At 65.1% G+C, this 14,557-nt stretch carries 18 protein-coding genes and 1 tRNA gene; 4 read left to right on the top strand and 15 right to left on the bottom strand.

The features are described 5' to 3' along the window. Window positions 1-112 precede the first annotated feature (112 nt). Window positions 113-1,525 carry an alkaline phosphatase PhoX gene (locus tag AC4PRM_RS14465; RefSeq protein ID WP_492040390.1) on the top strand — a complete coding sequence of 471 codons (1,413 nt, stop codon included), beginning with the start codon at window positions 113-115 and terminating at the stop codon, window positions 1,523-1,525. Here AC4PRM_RS14465 and AC4PRM_RS14460 read toward each other — a convergent pair. Beyond that, a complete protein-coding gene (locus AC4PRM_RS14460; RefSeq protein ID WP_492040389.1) occupies window positions 1,494-2,561 on the bottom strand; it encodes a COX15/CtaA family protein in 1,068 nt (355 codons plus the stop codon). The genes AC4PRM_RS14465 and AC4PRM_RS14460 overlap by 32 nt on opposite strands. 134 nt (window positions 2,562-2,695) lie before the next feature. Between AC4PRM_RS14460 and AC4PRM_RS14455 the strand changes: the two genes are divergently transcribed. Further along, window positions 2,696-2,947, top strand: a complete 252-nt coding sequence (locus tag AC4PRM_RS14455) for an LPXTG cell wall anchor domain-containing protein (RefSeq protein ID WP_373258066.1) — start codon at window positions 2,696-2,698, stop codon at window positions 2,945-2,947. After that, complete coding sequence (locus tag AC4PRM_RS14450) at window positions 2,947-3,153, top strand: DUF2842 domain-containing protein (RefSeq protein ID WP_492040388.1); 207 nt, start codon at window positions 2,947-2,949, stop codon at window positions 3,151-3,153. The genes AC4PRM_RS14455 and AC4PRM_RS14450 overlap by 1 nt, the downstream gene beginning before the upstream one ends. A 115-nt stretch (window positions 3,154-3,268) precedes the next feature. Here the strand turns inward: AC4PRM_RS14450 and AC4PRM_RS14445 are convergent. The 7 genes from AC4PRM_RS14445 to AC4PRM_RS14415 all read right to left on the bottom strand — a co-directional run bounded on the left by AC4PRM_RS14445 (window position 3,269) and on the right by AC4PRM_RS14415 (window position 7,411). Continuing rightward, window positions 3,269-3,345 (bottom strand) — tRNA-Pro (locus AC4PRM_RS14445). Window positions 3,346-3,396: 51 nt separating this feature from the next. Continuing rightward, complete coding sequence (locus AC4PRM_RS14440) at window positions 3,397-3,822, bottom strand: MerR family transcriptional regulator (protein ID WP_492040387.1); 426 nt, start codon at window positions 3,820-3,822, stop codon at window positions 3,397-3,399. 5 nt (window positions 3,823-3,827) lie between these two features. After that, window positions 3,828-4,136, bottom strand: coding sequence for an integration host factor subunit alpha (locus AC4PRM_RS14435; RefSeq protein WP_373258069.1), 309 nt, complete (start codon window positions 4,134-4,136; stop codon window positions 3,828-3,830). 75 nt (window positions 4,137-4,211) lie between these two features. Then, on the bottom strand, window positions 4,212-5,189 hold the full coding sequence (locus AC4PRM_RS14430) for a beta-ketoacyl-ACP synthase III (RefSeq protein ID WP_492040386.1): 978 nt from the start codon (window positions 5,187-5,189) through the stop codon (window positions 4,212-4,214). Further along, window positions 5,186-6,262 carry a phosphate acyltransferase PlsX gene (plsX, locus tag AC4PRM_RS14425; RefSeq protein ID WP_492040385.1) on the bottom strand — a complete coding sequence of 359 codons (1,077 nt, stop codon included), beginning with the start codon at window positions 6,260-6,262 and terminating at the stop codon, window positions 5,186-5,188. Before plsX ends, AC4PRM_RS14430 begins: the two co-directional genes overlap by 4 nt. 91 nt (window positions 6,263-6,353) lie before the next feature. Beyond that, on the bottom strand, window positions 6,354-6,869 hold the full coding sequence (locus tag AC4PRM_RS14420) for a YceD family protein (protein WP_373258072.1): 516 nt from the start codon (window positions 6,867-6,869) through the stop codon (window positions 6,354-6,356). Then, window positions 6,866-7,411, bottom strand: coding sequence for a ubiquinol-cytochrome C chaperone family protein (locus AC4PRM_RS14415; RefSeq protein ID WP_373258073.1), 546 nt, complete (start codon window positions 7,409-7,411; stop codon window positions 6,866-6,868). Before AC4PRM_RS14415 ends, AC4PRM_RS14420 begins: the two co-directional genes overlap by 4 nt. A gap of 81 nt (window positions 7,412-7,492) precedes the next feature. On the opposite strand from AC4PRM_RS14415, the gene AC4PRM_RS14410 reads away from it, so the two are divergent. After that, window positions 7,493-7,972, top strand: coding sequence for an outer membrane protein assembly factor BamE (locus AC4PRM_RS14410; RefSeq protein ID WP_487922298.1), 480 nt, complete (start codon window positions 7,493-7,495; stop codon window positions 7,970-7,972). A gap of 80 nt (window positions 7,973-8,052) precedes the next feature. Here AC4PRM_RS14410 and AC4PRM_RS14405 read toward each other — a convergent pair whose 3' ends face one another. The 7 genes from AC4PRM_RS14405 to AC4PRM_RS14375 all read right to left on the bottom strand — a co-directional run bounded on the left by AC4PRM_RS14405 (window position 8,053) and on the right by AC4PRM_RS14375 (window position 14,541). Then, on the bottom strand, window positions 8,053-10,200 hold the full coding sequence (locus AC4PRM_RS14405) for a sodium-translocating pyrophosphatase (RefSeq protein WP_492040384.1): 2,148 nt from the start codon (window positions 10,198-10,200) through the stop codon (window positions 8,053-8,055). 178 nt (window positions 10,201-10,378) lie between these two features. Then, window positions 10,379-10,804, bottom strand: coding sequence for a hypothetical protein (locus AC4PRM_RS14400; RefSeq protein WP_492040383.1), 426 nt, complete (start codon window positions 10,802-10,804; stop codon window positions 10,379-10,381). A gap of 42 nt (window positions 10,805-10,846) precedes the next feature. Continuing rightward, window positions 10,847-11,836: a thiamine-phosphate kinase gene (thiL, locus tag AC4PRM_RS14395; RefSeq protein WP_492040382.1), complete on the bottom strand. Its 990-nt coding sequence runs from the start codon at window positions 11,834-11,836 to the stop codon at window positions 10,847-10,849. After that, a complete protein-coding gene (gene nusB / locus AC4PRM_RS14390; RefSeq protein WP_373258078.1) occupies window positions 11,836-12,363 on the bottom strand; it encodes a transcription antitermination factor NusB in 528 nt (175 codons plus the stop codon). Before nusB ends, thiL begins: the two co-directional genes overlap by 1 nt. Further along, window positions 12,360-12,824 carry a 6,7-dimethyl-8-ribityllumazine synthase gene (ribH, locus tag AC4PRM_RS14385; RefSeq protein WP_373258183.1) on the bottom strand — a complete coding sequence of 155 codons (465 nt, stop codon included), beginning with the start codon at window positions 12,822-12,824 and terminating at the stop codon, window positions 12,360-12,362. Before ribH ends, nusB begins: the two co-directional genes overlap by 4 nt. Then, entirely contained in the window at window positions 12,818-13,951 is a 1,134-nt protein-coding gene (ribB, locus tag AC4PRM_RS14380; RefSeq protein WP_492040381.1) for a 3,4-dihydroxy-2-butanone-4-phosphate synthase, read from the bottom strand. Before ribB ends, ribH begins: the two co-directional genes overlap by 7 nt. Then, window positions 13,951-14,541, bottom strand: a complete 591-nt coding sequence (locus AC4PRM_RS14375) for a riboflavin synthase (RefSeq protein WP_492040380.1) — start codon at window positions 14,539-14,541, stop codon at window positions 13,951-13,953. Before AC4PRM_RS14375 ends, ribB begins: the two co-directional genes overlap by 1 nt. Window positions 14,542-14,557: the final 16 nt, after the last annotated feature.

Raw genomic sequence — 14,557 nt, 5'->3', positions numbered from 1 at the left:
TCCATCATGCGGGAGATCGTGATTGCCTGCGTCATGGCGTCGTTCGTCACAGAACCATGATGATCCCGCCACCCCGGCCCTGCATAAGACGGCATCCACGGAGTCTTCTCGCATGCGCCCTGATCGTCGTCAGCTTTTCACTGGTTCTGCCGCTGCGGTCGCCTTTGCCGGTCTGGCCCGCAATGTCAAAGCCCAGGCGGCACCGGCGGGCGAGACCTATATCAACGATGTGCACGGCTACGGCCCGCTGATGGCCGACCCCGACAAGCTGCTCGATCTGCCCGAAGGCTTCACCTACGAGATCGTCTCCCAGAGCGGCGACACCATGGACGATGGCCTGTTCGTGCCGGGTCAGCCGGACGGCATGGGCTGTTTCCCTCTGGATGGGACCCGCGTCGCCCTGGTCTGCAATCACGAGCTCAAAGGCTCCAGCGCGCTTCACCGCAATCTCGGCCCCGGCGGCTTTCACCAGCAGCGCATCGGCCTGCTGGACGCGTCAAAGGGCTATGACACCTACAAGGACGGTCGCGCCCTGCCCGGCGGCACCACCACACTGATCTATGACCTCGCCACACGCCGGAAGGTCAGCCAGCATCTGTCCCTGGCCGGCACCTCGACCAACTGCTGCGGCGGCCATACCCCCTGGGGCAGCTGGCTGACCTGCGAGGAGACGACCGAAACGCCCGCCACCCGCGACGTCACCAAGCCGCACGGCTTCGTCTTCGAAGTCCCCGCCACGGCGACCGGCCTGGTCGATCCCGTGCCGCTCAAGGCCATGGGGCGGTTCGACCACGAGGCGGTTTGCATCGATCCACGCACCGGCATCGTCTACGAGACCGAGGATCAGGGCGACGGCCTCTTCTATCGCTTCATCCCCAAAACGCCCGGCAAGCTGATCGAAGGCGGTCGCCTCCAGGCCATGGCATTCAAGGACAAGCCCGGTGCCGACACCCGCAACTGGGACAGCGCCGAGTGGGCCGTGCGCGACTGGCGCGAGGTCGTCTGGATCGATATGGACGACGTCGAATCGCCGAATGACGACCTGCGTCTGCGCGGCCATGCCTCCGGGGCGGCCCTGGTCGCGCGCGGCGAAGGCATCTTCTGGGGCGACAACGAACTCTACATGACTGCCACCTCGGGCGGGCCGCTGAAGCGTGGTCAGATCATGCGCTACGTCCCCTCGTCCGACGAAGGCCAGGCGGGTGAGACCAGCCGTCCCGGTCGCATCCAGCTGTTCACCGAAAGTGCCGACCTGCGCACCATGAACATGGCCGACAACATCTGCATCGCACCCTGGGGCCATCTGATCGTCTGCGAGGACAACTATTCCAGCGACATCCGCAACCACCTGAAGGGCGTCACGCCGGACGGGCAGGTCTATGCCATCGGCCGCAATGTGTTCGCGGGGAATTCCGAGTTTGCAGGAGCCGTCTTCTCGCCCGACGGCGAGGTGCTGTTCGTGAATATCATGTACCCGGGCATCACCCTGGCGATCAGAGGACCCTGGTCCTCGGTCCGGACATGAACAGGCGCGGCTGAGATCGGCGCACCAGCCACAGATTGATCGTCACCACGGCCAGGACCAGAGCCGCCCCGGCCTGGTGCAGCGCTCCCAGCCACAACGGCACGGCATGGATCAGGGTCACGACACCCAGCGCCGCCTGCATCCACAGCACGGCTGCTACTACCATGGCGCTGACGCCCAGCCCCTCGGCCAGCCGCCAACGCCACGCCTGTACCGCATAGATCGTCCCGCCGATCAGCAGGCCGTAGGCCGCGATCCGATGGTTGAACTGCACCAGCGCCTGATCGTGCAGGAAGGTCAGCGCTCCTGCGCCCCACTCGACCGGCGGCAAGACCGACCCGTTCATCAGCGGCCAGTCGGTATAAACGAACCCCGCCTTTGCCCCCGCCACAAGCCCGCCCAGCAGGCATTGCACGAAGACGGCCCCGAGCAGCACCGCCGCCCCTCGGCTCCAGCCCACGGGCGAGCGCGAATGCTCCTCGCCGTTCCAGGCCTCCAGCCCAGTCCAGATCAGTCCCATGAAGATCAGCAGCGCCAGCCCCAGATGCGTCGCCAAGCGCTCGGGCGCGACGTCGACCCGCTCCGACAGACCACTGGACACCATCCACCAGCCGATCAGCCCCTGCAGCCCGCCCAGCGCCAGCAGCACCGCGCACCGCCCGATCAGCCGCTTGGGGATCTTCCGCAGCGCCAGAAACACGAAGAACGGTACGGCAAACACGACGCCGATGATTCGCCCCAGAAATCTGTGTGCCCACTCCCACCAGAAGATCGTCTTGAACCCGTCCAGGGTCATGTCCGGATTGATGTGCGCGTACTGAGGGATCGTCTTGTATTTCTGAAAGGCCTCGGCCCAGTCGGTTCCGTTCATAGGCGGCAAGGCCCCCATGATCGGCTTCCACTCGGTGATCGACAGACCCGATCCGGTCAGGCGCGTCACGCCGCCGACCACGACCATGGCGAACACCAGGGCTGCGCTGACGAACAGCCAGACCGCCACTGCCCGGCTCTGCCCACCTGCGCTAAAACGCTTCATTCGACGCCCGCCGTTCCGACCGTTACACTGCCCCCGGTGGCACTGGCTCACCGTCGGGATCAGCGGTATGCCCGCCCCCGGCGGCGAGTGCCAGTCGCTTTACGGCGTCTGATCGCCGCAACAGGAGACGCTGCTTGCCCTACGCCCAGATCGCCGCCGCCGTGGCCATCGCCCTTGCCCTGGCCGGTGTGGCCGACATGCTGACCGGACGCCGCGGTTTCTTCGCTACGGCTCTGGTCTCCGGCGTCGGAGCGGTCGCGGGCTGGTTTCTGGCGGTCAGGGTTTTCGGCGTGGCCACCTCACAGCAGTGGCTGTGGCTTGCATGGTCGGGCATCGCAGCGGCTCTCGCGTTAGGCACCTTCTTCCTGTTCCGGAACAAGCGCTGATGGGCCCGCGTAGCCGTCGCCTGGTCGCCAGCCTGGGCACTGTGGTCTTTCTGATCTTCTACGTCTGGGCCGTCATTGCCATCGGCGACCGCCTGCCGGAATCGCCCTGGATCGACATGGCCTTCTTCGCCATCGCCGGCATCGCCTGGGGCGTGCCCCTGTTCCCGCTGTTCAAATGGGCCGAAGGCGGCAAGCCGAAGGACTGAAACGACACTCGCCGCAAGCAGCGCGTCACGAGTGCCAAGGCCAACCCGTCCTCAAGTAGCAAGCGACCGCGTCGTGCACGATAGGACAACAAAGATGAACCGGGTCAAGGGAAGATGGTCGGAGCGACAGGATTCGAACCTGCGACCCCTTGACCCCCAGTCAAGTGCGCTACCAGGCTGCGCCACGCTCCGAGAGGGGCTCCCTATAGACGGGGTTGGCCGGACCGCAAACGGAAAAATGGCCTAACCGGCGCTTCTCATGAGAACCGCATCCAGGCGTGCCCGCGCGCCCTCAATCTCGGCCAAGGCCTGACGCAGACGAACCGTCGCTCGACCCGACGTCGAACGCGTTTCGGGCATAGCCGCAGCCATTTCGTCATCGAAACTGACCAGTCCACCGGGATCACCATAGCGGGCCAACGCCTTCAGCCCCTGCTCCTTGTGCAGACGCAACACGCCCTTGATGGTCAGGCCTTCGTCATGCAGCAGCCGTTTGACTGCCTTCAGCACCACCAGTTCCTGCGGGCGATAAAACCGTCGCCCTCCAGCCCGTTTCATCGGCGCGATGAAGGCAAATTTGGTTTCCCAGAACCGCAGCACATGCTGGGGCACACCGACCTCGTCGGCCGCTTCGGAGATGGAACGAAAGGCTTGGGGGCTTTTGGCCACGGGCGTCAGGCGCTCACGACCGCGTCGTGGACCCTGCCCTTCATGATCTGCGAGGCACGGAAGCTGATGACCCGGCGCGGATTGATCGCAGCAGGCTCGCCCGTCTTGGGGTTACGTCCCATGCGGGCACGTTTCTCGCGGACCTGAAACACACCAAATCCGGACAGCTTCACGGTCTCACCGCGCTCCAGCGATTCGATGATCAGTTCCAGCGTCCGTTCGACCATGGCGGAACACTCCAGTCGCGAGAGCCCGACCTCTTCATGGACGGCTTCGCACAGGTCTGCGCGGGTCAGGGTCTGATTGTCGGTCACGGTCCGCTCCCCTCCGAGGGTCGTTCGATCTATAAAAGGCCAAGCGTCGTCAAATGGAAAGCCGAAAACCCTATTTTACAGACGGAAGGCGCAGGCTCCCCAGGTGAGCCCGCCGCCCATGGCCTCCAGCAGCACCATGTCGCCCCGCTTGATCCGTCCGTCCTGAATGGCCGCATCCATGGCCAGCGGGATGGACGCCGCCGAAGTATTGGCATGGATCGCCACCGTCGAGATGACCTTGTTTTCGTCCAGACCCAGCCTGTCACCGACGCCCTTGATGATCCGCTGATTGGCCTGGTGCGGCACGAACCAGTCGACATCCGACACTTCGATGCTGGCCGCCTGACAGGCCGCCGTGATGGCCTCGGCGATATTGACGACGGCATGACGAAACACCTGGTTCCCAGCCATCCTAAGATGCCCGACCGTGCCCGTCGTGGCCGGTCCGCCATCGACATACAGCAGGTCCGTCTTGTTGCCGTCGCAACGCAGGGCAAACCCCAGCAGGCCCTGATCGTCCTTGGTCCCCTGCCCCTCGCGCGGCTGCATGACGAAGGCACCGGCCCCGTCGCCAAACAGGACGCAGGTCGACCGGTCGGTCCAGTCCATCAGGCGGGTCATTTCCTCGGCACCGATCACAAGGGCGCATTTGGCCAGGCCCCGCGCCACGAAGCCGTCCGCCACGCTCATCGCATAGACGAAGCCAGAACAGACCGCCTGGACATCGAACGCAATTCCTACCGGCGCGCCCAGCTTGCGCTGCACGATCGAGGCCGTGGCCGGAAAGGTCATGTCCGGCGTCGTGGTCGCCACGATGATCAGATCGACATCAGCCGCCGTCTTGCCGGCATCGGCCAAGGCCCGCCGCGCGGCCTCGGTGGCCAGGTCGCTGGTCGGCTGGTCGTCACGGGCCTTGTGACGCTGCTTGATCCCGGTGCGTTCCTGGATCCATTCGTCGGACGTGTCGACGATTTGGGCCAAGTCGGCATTGGTTACGATCTGTTCGGGCAGGAAGGACCCGACGCCGGTCACGGCGCTGCGCACTACGCTCACTGGGAAGGCTCCGTCACGGTCTCCGGCGCCGCCGCCGGCAACTCCAGGGCTGCGGGCAGCCGGTTCAGGCTGTCACGCACCTTTGTCAGATAGTCACTGCGGGCCAGATCCACCGCGATACGAATGGCATTGGCAAAGCCCTTTGCGTCAGCCCCGCCGTGGCTCTTCACAACAATGCCGTTCAGACCCAGCAGCGGTCCGCCATTGATGGAACTGGGATCGATCCGCCGTCCCATGGCCTTAAGCGCCGGCATGGCGATCGCCGCCCCGACCTTGGCCTGAAGGCTGGACGTCAGCGCCTCCTTCAACAGGGCCGAGATGAACCGCGCCACGCCCTCCGCGGTCTTGAGCGCGATATTGCCGGTAAAGCCGTCGGTCACGACCACATCGACCGTGCCCTTGGCGATGTCATCGCCCTCGACGAAGCCGTGATAGTTCAAACCCAAACCACCCTCACGCAGGACACGGCTGGCTTCCCGGACCTCCTCGTGGCCCTTCATGTCCTCGGAGCCGACGTTCAGTATGCCGACGGTTGGACGCGCTACCCCGTGCACGGCGGCATGAAAGGCCTCGCCCATGATGGCGAATTCGATCAGTTGTTCGGCGTCGCTCTCGATATTGGCCCCGACATCCAGCACGGCGGTCACGCCGCGCAGCGTGGGCCAGCTGGCGACAATCGCCGGACGTTCCAGCCCGTGGGCCGACATGCGCAGGATCAGCTTGGCAATCGCCATCAACGCCCCTGTATTGCCCGCCGAGACGACAGCATGCGCCTCACCCGTTTTGACCGCTTCAATGGCGTTCCACAGGCTCGAGCCCTTGCCCCGCCGCATGGCCTGGGCGGGCTTTTCTTCCATGCCTACGACCTTGTCAGTGTGGCGCACGACGACCAGATCGTCGCCCAGGCCGCACTTGGCCATCTCGCTCCGGATGGCGGCTTCGTCGCCATGCACCAGAAAGCAGACTCCTTCGCCGCCGTGCTGTCTGCGATAGTCCTGGATGCCGGCGATCACGACGGGCGGACCGTGGTCCCCGCCCATGCCGTCGAGCGAAATTAGTATGGAGGATGGCAAGCCGGTTCGACTCCGTCGCGCCAGGGACTCGGGCGCTTTGAGGCGGGAAGATAGACCCGCGCCGGGGGGATGCAACCGTGCAGACCCTGCGTCAACCTTCGTCGGACGGACGCAACGCTTTCAGCACCGCAAAGGGCGAGATTTCCGCCGGTTCTTCGGGCTGTACGAATTCGGCGCCCGGCTTGCGGGGGAACGGGTCCAGCTTCAGCGCCAGTTGCTCGACCGCATACTGACCCAGGTCGATCTGACCGTCCTCGATCAGGTCGGGCGCATCGTCGTCCAGGGTGACGTCGATCTCGTCACTTTCGGTTTCGACCGCCTCAGCCAGCGGAATCGAGAACCTGGCATCGATGTGGATCGGCAGCGGCTCCAGCGTCAGACCGCATGTCTGGACCGCGTCGGCCCGCACCCGGCCCGACACGCGCCAGCCCGAGTGACCACTGGGCTCCAGTTTGATGTCGGCGTCAAAAGCGTCCAGCGACGCCAGGTCCAGCGACTTTGCAATCTTCGCCCGCTCGGCTGCGTCCGGCTCCAGATGCCGCTCCAGACCCGCTCCGGCCTGATGCAACCGCACCGGCACGCTGTAGGGCAATCCGCTCTCGATCATGCCGCAATCTCCGCCCAGTCCGGGCCCTTCAATAGCGAACCAAAACCTTGTGTCGCCAGGCGTCGACGGCTGGCAATGGCATAACGCGCCAGGGCCGCACCTGTGGCCGCATCGTCGCTCTCATAGACGTTCCGCGCCAGGCCCGCCGCCAACGCCGCCTGATCGCCGTCGCGCAGAGGCGTCTCATAGGCCTGCATCCGTCCGTACATGGCCTCTCCCAGCTTGCGCATCTTCTTGCCGACGGAGGTGTCGCCCACACCCAGTTCCCGAAGCGCATGATCCAGCGCCGAGACATAGGTGTCGAACAGCGCCTGCGCCGCCTCGGCCCCGCCCTCGTCGCGATTCTGGTCATCGTCGCGCAGGCGTAGAATCAGCAGCAGGGCATGCAGAGTGTAGAGTTCGAATCGCGCATCGATCTGGTCGGCGACGCCCAGCGTCGTGTAAAAATCCGTATGGCGGGCCTGATCGACCGCCCGTTCATACAGGGTCTCACCCATTCGGACGTGGGGTCGGGTTCGGAACAGTTTTGACAGCATGATCATACGGCCCCTTTTCCGCCGCGCCGTTGAACTAAGGCGCAGGTCCGGTTAGGTCAAAGACCTTGTTTTGTCGCAGGCTCGCCCATGCTCCGCATTTCCCTGACTTTTGCCGCTCTTTCGTTCGCAGCCCTGACCGTCGCCTGTGCGCCCACGATTGGGCAGAACGGGTTTCAGGCCATCGACGCCAAGCCGACGGACATCGTGGCGGGCACGGACACACGGCAGACGGTGCTGACCCGCCTCGGCTCGCCATCGACCACCTCGACGTTCGAGAAGGACACAGTCTGGTACTACATCAGCCAGACGACCGAGAAATACACCTACAACCGCCCCCAGGTGACGCAGCGCAGCGTGACGGAGATCACTTTCAACGACGCTGGCCAAGTCGCAGAGGTTCGTACGCTCGGGCTCGACGACGGCCAGCGCCTGTCCATGAATAGCAATGAGACGCCGACGCGCGGTCGCCAGCTGACCATTCTGGAACAACTGCTGGGCAACGTCGGCCGTGGCCAACTGCCTCGCACGGACGAGGACGTCCCCGGCCAGCAGCGCCGCGACGACTAGGCCAAACTCTTCGATGCCAGAATGAAGAACGCCCCGGAGATCGCTCTCCGGGGCGTCTTTGTTTTCGCTATCGGGATGGGCTAGCCGACGTTCCCGCTCGCCAGAACTGCCAACAGCAGCAGCGCTACGATGTTCGTGATCTTGATCATCGGATTCACCGCCGGGCCGGACGTATCCTTGTAGGGATCGCCAACAGTGTCGCCTGTGACGGCGGCCTTGTGCGCTTCCGAGCCCTTGCCGTGGACGACGCCGTTCTTGTCGGTGAAGCCTTCCTCGATCACTTTCTTGGCGTTGTCCCATGCGCCGCCGCCCGAGGTCATCGAGATGGCCACGAACAGGCCGGTCACGATTACCCCCATCAGCATGGCCCCCAGCGCCGCGAACGCCGTCGCCTTGTCCGAGATGGCCAGCACTGCGACGAAAAGCACGATCGGCGACAGCACCGGCAACAGCGACGGCACGATCATCTCCTTGATCGCGGCCTTGGTCAGGATGTCGACGGCGCGCCCATACTCCGGCTTGACCTCATAGGTCATGATGCCGGGGTTCTCGCGGAACTGACGACGCACCTCGGCCACGACGGCCTCGGCGGCCCGGCCCACCGCCATCATCGACATGCCCCCGAACAGGAAGGGCAGCAGCCCCCCGAACAGCAGGCCGACGACGACATAGGGATTGGTCAGGCCGAAATCGATCGCGCCCATGCCTGCAAAGAAGGGATACAGGTCCGGATTGGCCGCGAAATAGTTCAGGTCCGACGTATAGGCCGCGAACAGCACCAGCGCGCCGAGGCCCGCCGAACCGATCGCATAGCCCTTGGTCACCGCCTTGGTCGTGTTGCCCACCGCGTCGAGAGCGTCGGTCGAATGTCGCACCTCGCTAGGCAGACCCGCCATTTCGGCGATCCCCCCGGCGTTGTCGGTGACGGGACCAAAGGCATCCAGCGCCACGATCATCCCCGCCACGCCGAGCATGGTCGTGGTGGCGATGGCGATGCCGAACAGGCCGGCCAGCTGGAAGCTGGCCACGATGCCGACGATGATCGTCAGCGCCGGCAGCGCCGTGGACTCCAGCGATACGGCAAGACCCTGGATCACATTGGTGCCGTGACCCGAAACAGAGGCATTGGCCACTGACCGCACGGGTCGGAAATTCGACCCCGTATAGTATTCCGTGATCACCACGATCGCCGCGGTGACGCCCAAGCCGACAAGCCCGGACCAGAACAGGGCCATGGCATCGAACGTGCGTCCGTCCATGGTCGTCATGGTCTCGGGGGCCAGGGTCGTGATGACCCACCACACCGCCGCGACCGACAGGACGCCGGTCACGATCAGGCCCTGATACAGCGCCCCCATGATGTTCTGGCTCTTGCCCAGACGCACGAAGAACGAACCGATGATCGAGGTCACGATGCAGATGCCGCAGATCGCCAGCGGCAACAGCATCATCGTTTCGACATAGGGCTGCTCGCGGAAGAATATGGCGGCCAGCACCATCGTCGCCACGGTCGTCACCGCATAGGTCTCGAACAGATCGGCAGCCATGCCGGCGCAGTCGCCGACGTTGTCACCGACGTTGTCCGCGATGGTCGCGGCATTCCTGGGATCGTCTTCAGGAATCCCAGCCTCGACCTTGCCCACCATGTCGCCGCCGACGTCGGCGCCCTTGGTGAAGATGCCGCCGCCCAGACGCGCGAAGATAGAAATCAGCGAGGCCCCGAAGCCCAGCGCCACCAAGCCGTCGATGACCTCCCGGCCCGTGGCCTCAAGGCCCATGCCCGCCGTCAGCACGGCATAATAGCCCGCGACACCCAGCAGAGCCCCGCCCGCCACGAACATGCCGGTGATGGCTCCGGACCTGAACGCCAGGTCCAGCCCCTTGGACAGGCTTTCCGAGGCCGCCTGTGCGGTCCGCACATTGGCTCGAACGGAAATCAGCATGCCCGCAAACCCGGCCAGACCTGACAGGACCGCGCCGATGACGAAGCCGATCGCCGCATAGACGCCGATCAGGAAATAGGCGGCGATCAGGATCACGATCCCGACCATGCCGATGGTCATATATTGCCGCCGCAGATAGGCCGATGCGCCTTCCTGGATCGCGGCGGCGATCTCGCGCATCTTGTCGTTGCCGGTACTGGCCTTCATCAGCGCAGCGGTCTGGATCAGTCCGTAGAGGACTCCCAGCGCGCCTGCGGCGATGACCAGCCACAGATAGTTATTCATGGCGTTTCCAAACCCTGAGTGCATTGAGCGCCCGGATCCTTGGCGCGGCGGGCCTTTTGGCCTCTTCCGCCTTCCGGTCCCCCCGTGCGCAACGGACGCGGAACTGCGGCCTGTGGGGATTGCGTCGGAAGACTGGCAAATGCGTCAACAGGACGCAACCACTTACGGTGAACGGCGATCAGCCGGCGCGGACACCGGTCCGGCGGCGGGGTGTCTGGGTGACGATCTCGACCCGCGTGACCTTGCCGCGCCCCGCGATGGTCGTGGCCGCCCGCATCAGACTGGCCGACATGGCGGCACCGTCGATGACGGTCCAATTGTTAGGCACCGTAAACGGCGTGCGATAGGCCGCACGCACCAGGGCGTCGCGGAAATAGGGCTCCTTGACCCGCAGGGCCTCCGCGGTCGTGCCTGCGCCCAGATGCAGCCTCAGCGACACGAAGACATAGTTGCGAATGCGTCCCTCGGTGATCACCGGCAGGCCCACGCCCGCGATGCTCAGAGGTGCAGCAGAGGTCGGGGCGTCCTCGCTGGCCATGGCACCGCCCGCCAGCAGACCGGCAGGCAGGGCAGCAGAGGCAGCGATGAGGTCACGACGGCGCATGACACCCTCTTACCCAACAGGGCTTGATATTTCGTTTGCGGCCTAGCTGTGGGTGAACCCCGGCTTGGCCAGGGTCACGGCCTGTCCTTGATAGCGCACAGTTACCCCATTACCCGCCACCACCTGACCGATTCGTGTCAGCGGGATGTGGCGACGGTCCGCCTCGCGCCGCAGGGCCTCCTCGCTGGAAGCCGGGGCGGTAAAGGCGATCTCATAGTCGTCGCCGCCGGTGACCAGTTTTTCCAGCGCCGCTTGGGTGTCGACCCTCTGTTCCATCCAAGCCTGACCCGCCAGAGACAATGGCGTCACCTCCAGATCGATCTCCAGCCCGACCCCGCTGGCCGAGGCGATATGGCCCAGGTCGGCGACCAGCCCGTCCGAGACATCGACCGAGGCGCTCGCCATATCGCGGATCGTGGATGCGAAATCGGTCTGCGGCATAGGCCGGCGATAGTGTTCAACCAGGGCGATGATCCGCTCCATCTCCAGCGACAGCTTGCCTTGCGCGGCCTGCAGACCCAGCCAGCCGTCACCGATCGCGCCGGTGACCATGACCACATCGCCGGGCTTCGCGCCCGCCCGCCCGACCGTTCGTCCTTTCGGCATCCAGCCCAGCAGGGTCAGGGAAAAGCTGGCCGGACCCTTGGTCGAAACCGTATCTCCACCCAGCAACAGGACCTCGAAGATCGCCTGATCACGTCGCAGGCCGTCGACGAAGGCCTCCCGCTCGGGCCAGCCACAGCGATCCGACCAGTGACAGGCCAGCATATAGCCGAAGGCTTCCGCCCCCTTGGCCGCCAGGTCCGACAGGTTCACCCGCAACAGCTTCTGCGCGACCGTGTCCAGAGGGTCGTCGGGCAGGAAATGAACCCCTTCGACCATCGCATCCTTGGTCAAAACCAGATCGAAACCGGGACGCGAAGGCACTACGGCCACGTCGTCCTTCAGCTCCCTGGCCCACTCGGGATGGGCCAGGGGCGCGAACAGTCGCCGGATGGTTCCGAACTCACCGGCGACGTCGACGGAGGGCATCAGCTGGCGCGAACGTCCCGCGCCACCCCGTCCAGGGCGGCGTTGACGAACTTGGCCTCGGCCTCATCGAAGAAGGCCTTGGCCAGCTCGACATATTCGTCGATCACGATCTCTCGTGGCACATCGGGGCGCGATTTCAGCTCCCACGCTCCTGCGCGCAGCAGGGCCCGCAGCGTCGAATCGAGCCGCTCCAGCCGCCAGTTCGATGCCAGCCGCGCCTTGACCGCCAGGTCGATGGCCGACTGCTCGCCGACCACGCCTCGCACGATCTGGGCGAAATAGTCCTCGTCCGCCTCGGCCAGGGGTTCGCCCTCGATGTCGGCATCGAAGCGGTGGTTCGAGAACTCGGTGATGACAGTGTCCACGCCCTCACCCGCCAGCTCCATCTGGTAGAGGGCCTGCACGGCGGCCAGACGCGCGACCGTGCGCGCACGCCGCTGGCGACTGCTCAGTTGTGGCTCGGCATTGGCCTTTTGATTCTCGGCCAATTGTTCGAGGACGGATTGAATGCTGTTGGGCTGGGTCACGATCCCAGTCCTACGCGAAGCCGCTTGCGCAGCGCAATCAGGTCCAGGGCCGCGCGGGCTGCGCCGCCGCCCTTGTCGCCCTCGCTGATGCGGGCGCGCGCCCAGGCCTGGTGTTCGTCCTCGGTGGTCAGGATGCCGTTGCCGATGATGATGCCTTTCAGGCCCAGATTGCGGATGCCCGCCGCCGACTGATCCGAGACGATCTCGAAATGATAGGTCTCGCCGCGGATCACACAGCCCAGCGCCACATAGCCGTCATAGCGCGGCGCGGTCGGATAGCGCCCGGCTTCCTCGGCCAGGGCGATCACCGTCGGCACCTCCAGCGCACCAGGCACGGAGACGACGTCGAACTCGGCCCCCTGTTCGCGCAGGGCATCCTTCGCGCCCTCCAGAAGGGCGTCGGCCAGATCGTCATAGAAGCGCGCCTCGACGATAAGGACGCGAATGGGTTCACTCAGGATTGGTCTTCTCCGTCCATTCCGCGCCAGCCGACGATGCGCAGGCCATAGCCTTCAAGCGCGGTGGGATTGGGGCGGGTCGAGCTCATCACGATCATGTCGCGCACGCCGAGATCCAGCAGGATCTGCGCGCCGACACCGTAGTTCTTCAGCGACCGATCCGCCGCCTGCGGTCGAGGCACACCCGACAGCCGCTCGGCCAGGCCGTGCAGGTCCGGATCGCGCAGGAAGACGGTCACGCCCGCTCCGTCATGGTCCGAGATCGCCTTGAGGGCCTGGGGCACATAGTCCTGTCGCGCCTCGACGTGGCCCAGAATGTCAGCAGCGAAATCGACCTGGTGCATGCGGACCAGCGTCGGCTTGCCGGGCTCGACCTTGCCCTTGACCAGGGCGATATGCTCGGCCCCCTCGATGGTGTTCCGGTACAGCATCAGGCGGAACGGCCCGCCATGGACGCTGTCGAACGGCGTGTCCATGACCCGCTCGACATAGCGTTCGGTGCGCCGGCGATAGGCGATCAGGTCCGCGATGGTGCCGATCTTCAGCCCATGCAGCTGGGCGAAGGCAACCAGATCGGGCATCCGCGCCATCGACCCGTCGTCGTTCATGACCTCGCAGATCACGCCCGCAGGCGTCAGCCCGGCCATGCGGCTGATATCGACCGCCGCCTCCGTATGGCCCGTTCGCACCAGAACACCGCCGTCCCGCGCGACCAGCGGGAACACATGACCCGGAGAGACGATATCGTCGGCCCCCTTGGTCGGATCGGAGGCCACCTGCACGGTCCGGGCGCGGTCAGCGGCGGAAATCCCCGTCGTCACGCCTTCGCGCGCTTCGATAGAAACGGTGAAGGCCGTCCCCATGCTGGTGCGATTGTCAGCGGCCATGGGCGGCAGGCGCAGCTGCCGCGCCCGGTCACTGGTGATGGCCAGACAGATCAGACCTCGCGCATGACGCGCCATGAAGTTGATCTGGTCCGGGGTCGCGAACTGGGCCGGGATGATGACATCCCCCTCGTTCTCGCGATCCTCGGCATCCACAAGGATGTAGGGGCGCCCGTTGCGGGCATCCTCCAGAATGTCCTCGATGGGACTGATCGGGCTGTCGTTCATATTGGCTGCCAATTGCATCACGCCGTCTCCTGCCACCGCGCGAGGTATCGCGCCAGCATGTCGATCTCGAGATTGACCCGATCCCCGGCTTTCAGAGTGCCCAGGGTGGTCGCATCCCAGGTATGCGGGATGATGTTCAGGCCGAAAATCGCGCCCTCGACGGCGTTGACCGTCAGGGACACCCCATCCACCGTGATCGAGCCTTTCGCCGCGATGTAGCGATGCAGCGGCGCAGGAACCTCGATCTCGATCCGGTGCGACCCGCCGTCCGGCGTCACCGAGACGACGCGACCCAGACCATCCACGTGGCCCGAGACGATATGCCCGCCCAGTTCATCGCCCAGTTTGGCAGCACGCTCCAGATTGACGCGGTGCCCCTCGGCCCAGTCGCCCAAGGTCGTCTTCGACAGAGTCTCGCCGGATACCTCGACCGCAAACCAGCCGGGACCTTTCTCAGTGACCGTCAGACAGCAGCCCGCATGGCTGATCGATGCGCCCAGATCGATGGTCGCGGTGTCCCATACGGTCTCGACCTCATAGCGACGGTCCCGGTCCGTCTGGCGAACGGAACGCACGCGGCCGATGTCTGTGATGATGCCGGTGAACATGTCAGGCGTGCCCGCT

The sequence above is a fragment of the Brevundimonas sp. DW-iso22 genome (assembly GCF_058725425.1).
Note: the sequence above shows the minus strand (reverse complement) of the source record. Positions and strands in the feature narration are given on the sequence as shown.